Raw genomic sequence first — 1,235 nt, forward strand, 5'->3', positions numbered from 1 at the left:
CTTGGGCAGCTTTTTCAGCTTTATCGAGATTCCGACAAGCCATCACTACATGCCATCCCCAGGTTTGGGCAAGAGCTCTGGCCGCTTGCAAACCAACTCCCGAGGAGGCCCCTGTAATAATGACCGTTGATTTATGATCGTTTTCCATTTTGTTTAAAACTGGCCTATTGATCGTAACTTTATTAGGCTCTCACACTAAGTTGCGATCAAAGATACTATCTTCGGTTAGAGTTTTAAGCTTACAGGTAGCCAGTTACAGGTTGAAGGTTGAAGGTTGAAGGTTACAGGTTACAAGGTTGAAGGTTGAAGGTTGAAGGTTACAGGTTACAAGGTTGAAGGTTGAAGGTTGAAGGTTGAAGGTTCCAGGTAGCCAGTTACAGGTTGAGGGTTAACAGGTTGAAGGTTACAGGTTACAGGTAGCCAGTTACAGGTTACAGGTTACAGGTTCTAAGCTTCAACCGCTTAACTTTAAACCCCTTAACCTTCAACCGGTTAACCTTCAACCGGTTAACCTTCAACCGCCTTCAACCGCCTTCAACCGCCTTCAACTTTCAACGGTGAAAACCCTTCAAGCTGTTGCAACTTGACCACATTACCAATGACTGCGATCGCAGGAGCAGAAAACTGTGTTTCTTCAACCTGAGCCACAATGGTCTCTAAGGTTCCAACCAACTGTTCGGAGTCAGGTCGTGTGCCCCAGCGAATCAGCACTACTGGTGTCTGGGGATTTAATCCTGCTTCACACACTTCGGTGACAATCCGATGCAGATTATGAACTCCCATATAAATCACAATGGTTTCTGAGCCATTTGCGATCGCATTCCAATTCACCTGAGGTCGATACTTGCCCACTGACTCATGACCTGTGACAAAGGTAACGGAAGAACTATAATCCCGATGGGTCAATGGAATACCCAGATAGGCTGGTGCTGCAATCCCGGAGGTTACCCCTGGTACCACCTCCACTGGCACCCCTGCCGCGATCAAATCCCCCATTTCCTCACCACCACGACCAAACACAAAGGGGTCTCCCCCTTTCAGCCGTACCACCACGGCATGAGAGTGGGCCTTTTCAATCAACAGCTCAGTTGTCTGTTGCTGCAACATCGAATGACGACCCCTGCGCTTTCCGGCATTAATCTGTTCCGCCTGGGGATTAATCATCTTCAACACTTGCGGACTGACTAGGGCATCATAAACTACCACATCTGCAAATTCTAATAACCCCTTTCCCT

General features: G+C 47.7%; 2 protein-coding genes. Both read right to left on the bottom strand.

Annotated features, from left to right (window positions below):
- Nucleotides 1–148: SDR family NAD(P)-dependent oxidoreductase (locus F6K49_RS50455; protein ID WP_293110416.1), on the bottom strand; the 148-nt coding region annotated here is incomplete at its 3' end.
- A gap of 386 nt (nucleotides 149–534) precedes the next feature.
- Nucleotides 535–1,235, bottom strand: a 701-nt coding sequence (cobA, locus tag F6K49_RS50460; RefSeq protein ID WP_293110414.1) for a uroporphyrinogen-III C-methyltransferase, incomplete at its 5' end; no start/stop codon positions are given.

It is taken from the genome of Moorena sp. SIO3I6 (assembly GCF_010672095.1).